Source organism: Isoptericola sp. NPDC056134, assembly GCF_042264825.1.
Taxonomy (GTDB): Bacteria; Actinomycetota; Actinomycetes; order Actinomycetales; family Cellulomonadaceae; genus Isoptericola; species Isoptericola nanjingensis.
On the sequence record NZ_JBHJVM010000008.1, the window covers coordinates 132,059 to 137,765 of the forward strand.

Here is a 5,707-nt window from a genome sequence, read left to right on the forward strand (position 1 = left end):
TGGGGGGGGGGGGGGGGGGGGGGGAGGGAGGGGTTTTTGTTTGGGCGGTGTGTGGGTGCTCCTTGGCCTGGCGGGTTCGTGGTCATGGGTGTCCCCCCACCCTCTCCCCCCCCCCCCCCGCGACAGGAGCGTCAGCCGAAGTTCACGCCCTGGGCCAGGGGCAGCTCGGTGGAGTAGTTCACGGTGTTGGTCACGCGGCGCATGTACTGCTTCCACGAGTCGGAGCCGGACTCGCGGCCGCCGCCGGTGGACTTCTCGCCGCCGAACGCGCCGCCGATCTCCGCCCCGGAGGTGCCGATGTTGACGTTGACGATGCCGCAGTCGGAGCCGACCTCGGACAGGAACGTCTCCGCCTCGCGGACGTCGAGCGTGAAGATCGCGCTGCTCAGCCCCTGCGGGACGTCGTTGTGCAGCGCGATGGCCTCCTCGAGCGTCTCGTAGGTGAGCACGTAGAGGATCGGCGCGAACGTCTCCCGGCGCACGACGCCCGTCTGCCCCGGCATCCGCACCAGCGCGGGCGAGACGTACGCCGCGCCCGGTGCGCCGTCGACGTCCACCGCCGCCCCCCCGACGACGACCGTACCGCCGTCGGCCCGGGCCTCGTCGAGGGCGGCGAGCATCCGGTCGCGGGCGCCCGCGTCGGTGAGCGGCCCGACGAGCGTGCCGTCGGCGCGCGGGTCGCCGATCGGGAGCCCGGCGTAGACGGGCTCGAGGCGGGCGACGAGGTCGTCGACCACCGACGAGTGCACGATGAGCCGCCGCAGGGAGGTGCACCGCTGCCCGGCGGTGCCGGCCGCGGCGAAGACGATGCCGCGCACCGCGAGGTCGAGGTCCGCGGACGGCGCGACGACCGCCGCGTTGTTCCCGCCGAGCTCCAGCAGGTACCGGCCGCCGCGCCCGGCGACGACCGGCGCCACCTGCTGGCCCATGCGCTCCGAGCCGGTGGCCGACAGCAGCGCGACGCGCCGGTCCGCGACGAGCGCCTCGCCCGCGTCCCGGGCACCGAGCACCACCTGGCTCACCGCCTCCGGGAAGCCCGCCTCCGCCAGCGCGCGGCGCAGCAGCGCGTTCGACGCGAGCGCGCTCAGCGGCGTCTTCTCGCTCGGCTTCCACACCACGGTGTCGCCGCAGACCAGCGCGACCGCGGTGTTCCACGACCACACCGCGACCGGGAAGTTGAACGCGCTCACGACGCCCACGACGCCGAGCGGGTGCCACTGCTCCATGAGGCGGTGGCCGGGGCGCTCGGACGGCATCGTGCGCCCGCCGAGGGACCGCGACAGGCCCACGGCGTAGTCGCAGACGTCGATCATCTCCTGCACCTCGCCGAGCGCCTCGGAGGTGATCTTGCCGGCCTCGATGGTCACGAGCTCGGCCAGGTCCGCCTTGTGCTCGGTGAGCAGCTCGCCGAGTCGCCGCACGACGCCGCCGCGCACCGGGCCGGGCACGGAGCGCCAGGTGCGGAACGCCTCCGCGGCGGCGGTGATCGCGGCATCGACGTCGGCCGCTCCCGCCTCCGGGAGGGTCAGCAGCGCCTCGCCGGCCAGCGGCGAGACGACGGGCAGCCCGCCCCCGGCGGGGGCGGCGGGGACGTCGGCCCCGATGCGGGACAGGGCCGCGAGCGCGCCGTCGCGCAGCTCGGCCGTGAGCGTGCTGGAGGTCTGGGTGGTCATGCCTGGGCTCCCTGCTGGGTGGAGGAGTTCTCACGGTGGGTGGGGTCGACGCCGAGGTGGTGGGCCGCGCGGTCGCGCGACGCCGCCACCTGCGCGGCGTACAGGTCGAAGGGGTCGAACAGCTCGCGGCCGACGGCGCCGGCCATCCAGTCGGCGTCGCGCTCCTCGCCGGCCTGGCTGGCGTCCTTGGAGCCCTCCTCGGTGAGGTTCGACTGGAAGATCCCGGCGGCGGAGCGGGGCAGGAAGTCCTCGTAGACGATCGGCTCGCGGGTCACGGTCCCGCCGTCGCCGACCTCGTAGGTGAAGTACGCCAGGCCCTGCCGGGCGAGCCCGGCCTCGGTGTCCGGGAAGGTGCGGCGCCACACGTCGGGCGTCGCGCCCTCCACGACGGCGGCGTCGTACCGCGCCCGCCCCTCGCGGGTCAGCGCGATCCCGCGCGCCTCGACCTCGCCGAACCGCACGCGCAGGGAGTCCTGCACGACCTCGCCGTCCGGGGTGCGGAACGTCCTCGGCTCCGCCAGCGCGCGGAACGACGTCTGCCGCAGCAGCACGTCCGGCCCCTCCCACAGCGGCGGGCCCTGGATGGCGTCGATCATCGTGATGCCGCGCGCCTCCATGCGGGCGTACAGGTCGTCGATGTCGAGCACGCGCGGCGTGAGGTGGTTGATGTGGGTGGACGGCACGCCGCCGATGTCCGCCGCCACGGCGGACACGGCCTCCAGCTCCCGGTACCAGGCCTGGTCGACCGGCTCGCGCCCCAGCTCGAACGCGGCGGTGGCCAGGCGCAGGAACTCCGCGGCGTCGGCGGCGGACAGGCCGCCGTCGGCCTCCGCCCGGTCCGCGAGCGCCAGCAGCTCGGGCCCGAACAGCGACCGCCTCGTCAGGAAGGTGTCGAGCCGCGCCTGGAGGTCGGCGCTGAAGAACCGCCGGTCGGACGGCACCAGCATGGACGTGAAGACGCGGAACGGGTTGCGGGCCAGCTCGGCGCGGTCGATCGGTCGGAACGCCGTCGAGATGACGGGCACGGAGGACGACGACGCGTCGCGCAGGTCGTAGAACCCCACCGGGTGCATCCCCATCGCGCCGAAGATCCGGGCGACCTGCTGCAGCTCCGCGGGGGTGCCGACGCGGATCGCACCGTGCCGTTCGGCGGTGACGCGGTCGATGGAGCCCAGCCGCTCGGCGTCGGCGCCACGGGCGCGCACGACGTCGGCGTTGACGTCGTGGGACACCTCGAGCAGCGTCGTGTAGGCGGGCACCTCCCGCCCGTACATGTCGGAGAGCGAGCGCGCGAACGCGGCGCGGAGCTGCCACGGCTCGAAGTAGTCGGTCGTCACGGTGCGTGCGTCCTCTCTCAGATGATGTTCGCCTCGGTGCGCGACCGTCGCGCCCCGAACCGCCCGGCGTCGAACGCGGACACGTCGACCCCGCGTGCCGCGGGCGTCCCCGCCCGGCCGAGGTACAGGTCGGTCACGGCCTCGCCCACGGCGGGCGCCTGCAGGAAGCCGTGCCCGGAGAAGCCGCAGGCGTACAGGAGGCGCGCGCCGCCGGGGCCGGTCGGCGCCTCACCGATCAGCGCGTCGTGGTCGGGGGTGAGCTCGTACAGCCCGGCCCAGCCGCCGGTCAGCGGGGCGTCGGCGAGCGCCGGGGTGGCGCGCGCGGCGAGCCCGCGCAGCCACGGCTCCCACGCCGGGTCGTAGGCGGTGTCGAAGCCGACCGGGGTGTCCGGCTCCGAGGCACCCAGCAGCAGCTGGCCGCGGGCGTCCGCGTTGTGCAGGTAGAACGTGGTGCCGAAATCGATGGTGAACGGCAGCGTCGGCGGCGCCGGCTCGAGGGGCGCGGTGAACGCGATCTGGCGCCGCACGGGCTCGACGGGCAGGTCGGCGTCCACGAGGGCGCCCACCGCACGCGACCAGGCGCCGGCACACACGACGACGGTGGCGGCAGTGACGGATCCGCGCGGCGTCACCGCGGTGAGCCGACCGCCGGGCGCGGGGTCGACGGCGGTCACCGGCGCGCCGCTGACCACGCGCGCCCCGAGCCGTCGGGCGCCGTCCGCGTAGCCGGCGACGACGGCCGCCGGGTGCGCCCAGCCGTCCCGGGGCGCGAACGCGGCGCCCGCGTAGGCGGTCGCGGACAGGTAGGGGTTGAGGCGGCGGGCCTCGGCGACGGTGAGCAGGCGGCTGTCGACGCCGAGGTCGTTCTGCATCGCCACCGACCGGCCGAACAGCGCGACGTCGTCGTCGGTGGGCAGCGCGAACAGGTATCCCGTCTGCCGCAGCCCGATGTCACCGCCGGGCCGGCGCCGGAAGTCCTCGAACAGCTCGAGGCTGCGGTGGCCCAGCGCCACGTTCGCCGGGTCGGAGAACTGCGCGCGCACGCCCCCGATCGGCTTGCCCGAGCTCCCGCCGCCGAGCTCCCCGGACTCGAGGAGCACGACGTGGGATCCCGCCTCCGCGAGGTGGAACGCGACGGACGTCCCCATCACCCCGCCGCCGACCACGACCACGTCCGCGCGCGACGGCACCGCCTGGGACCGCTCCACCCGACCTCCTCGTCGACGCCTCCGACGCGCGCGTCACCGCGCCGCCGTGCCTGCGCCCATCGTGAACCCCGAGGAGCGTCCAGGACCATCGAAGATTCGTCGTCGGAACCGTCCAGGATCTCTGCACGGTTGTAGCCTGGCCAGATGGACACCGGTGCGGCCGAACCGCCGGGACGCGACCTGCCGTGGTCGGGCCTGCGCGCGCTGCGCGCGCTCGCCGACCACCGCACGATGACCTCCGCCGCGGCGGCGCTGGGCTACACGACCGGCGCCGTCTCGCACCAGCTGGCGGCGCTCGCCCGGGCGGTGGGCACCGAGGTCGTCCGGCCGCACGGCCGCGGGGTCGCGCTCACCGAGGCGGGGCTCGCGCTCGCCGAGCGTGCCGAAGCCCTCCTGGCGGCCCAGCGCGACGCCGTCGACTCGGCCCGCGCGGCGAGCGGCGACGCGTCGGGCACCGTGCGCGTCGGCGCCTTCGCGACGGTGGCGGCCAGCCTCCTGCCCCAGCTCGTCGCGCGCGTGGCCGAGTCGCACCCGCGAATCACCCTGGTCGGGATCGAGCTCACCGTCGACGACGTGGCGGGTGCGGTGCGCCGCGGCGACGTCGACCTCGGACTCGGCCTGGACTATCCCGGCGCACCCATCCCCCGGCTCCCGGGAACCACCCTCCGACCTCTGCGGACCGAGCGGTTCGAGCTCGTGTCCACGCCCTCGTCGGACCTGCCCGCCCGCCTCCACCTCGCCGACCTCGCGGACATGCCCTGGATCCTGCCCCCGCTGCCGACCCACTACGGCGCGGCGGTGCGGGGCGCCTGCCGTGCGGCCGGGTTCGAGCCCCGCGCCGCGCACGAGGTGAACGACACCTCCACGACGTTGGCCCTGGTGGCGCAGGGGCTCGGCGTGACGCTCGCCACGCCGGTCATGCTCACGCTGCGCCCTGCCCACGACCTGCGCACGACCACCCTGTTCGACCTCGTGGAGCGCGAGATCGTGCTGCTCGAGCCGTCGACGGCGCCTCGCCGTCCCGCGGTCGAGGCGGTGGCCCGCACCATCGAGGCCGTGGTGCACGGGACGGGCCGGTTCACGACCGGCTTGTGACGGGCATCACGGGCGAAGCCGACAACGCGCGTGTATCGGGAATGCGTGCCAACATCGTCGCGATCGCGTCGCCGCACGGGTGGCGCGAAGAGACTGGAGGTCCCCATGCCCGCATGGCTCATCCTCGTTCTGGTCGGCGTCGTCCTCGTGATCCTCGGGGTCGCGACGAGCATCGGCCAGTTCCTGATCTGGCTCGGCGTCATCGTCCTGGTCGCGAGCCTCGTGCTCGGGCTGGTGCGGCGAAGCCGTACCTGAGCGAGCAGCGTCAGGGGGACGCACGAAGGGGCTCGGGGGGGGGGGGGGGGGAGGGAGATCCGTCTGTCGTCTTCGCTGGGGCTGCGCCCGGGGCCGGAGGGGGGGTCGGCACAGAGGGGATGGCACTCGCGGGGGGCGC

The 5,707-nt window shown here is 75.2% G+C and carries 5 protein-coding genes; 2 read left to right on the forward strand and 3 right to left on the reverse strand.

Annotated features, from left to right (window positions below; genetic code table 11):
- Nucleotides 1-131: 131 nt before the first annotated feature.
- The 3 genes from ACFCZN_RS10185 to ACFCZN_RS10195 are packed head-to-tail and all read right to left on the reverse strand — an operon-like array spanning nt 132 to nt 4,218.
- Nucleotides 132-1,673 (reverse strand): aldehyde dehydrogenase family protein, encoded by a 1,542-nt coding sequence (locus ACFCZN_RS10185; protein ID WP_430556696.1) that lies wholly within the window; start codon nt 1,671-1,673, stop codon nt 132-134.
- A complete protein-coding gene (locus ACFCZN_RS10190) occupies nt 1,670-3,010 on the reverse strand; it encodes a 2-oxoadipate dioxygenase/decarboxylase family protein (protein WP_430556697.1) in 1,341 nt (446 codons plus the stop codon). Before ACFCZN_RS10190 ends, ACFCZN_RS10185 begins: the two co-directional genes overlap by 4 nt.
- Before the next feature lie 17 nt (nt 3,011-3,027).
- Nucleotides 3,028-4,218 carry an NAD(P)/FAD-dependent oxidoreductase gene (locus tag ACFCZN_RS10195; protein WP_430556698.1) on the reverse strand — a complete coding sequence of 397 codons (1,191 nt, stop codon included), beginning with the start codon at nt 4,216-4,218 and terminating at the stop codon, nt 3,028-3,030.
- Between the two features lie 144 nt (nt 4,219-4,362).
- Here ACFCZN_RS10195 and ACFCZN_RS10200 point away from each other — a divergent pair, with 144 nt between their 5' ends.
- Nucleotides 4,363-5,313: a LysR family transcriptional regulator gene (locus tag ACFCZN_RS10200; RefSeq protein WP_429764161.1), complete on the forward strand. Its 951-nt coding sequence runs from the start codon at nt 4,363-4,365 to the stop codon at nt 5,311-5,313.
- 105 nt (nt 5,314-5,418) lie between these two features.
- Nucleotides 5,419-5,568, forward strand: a complete 150-nt coding sequence (locus ACFCZN_RS10205) for a hypothetical protein (RefSeq protein WP_429764160.1) — start codon at nt 5,419-5,421, stop codon at nt 5,566-5,568.
- Nucleotides 5,569-5,707: the final 139 nt, after the last annotated feature.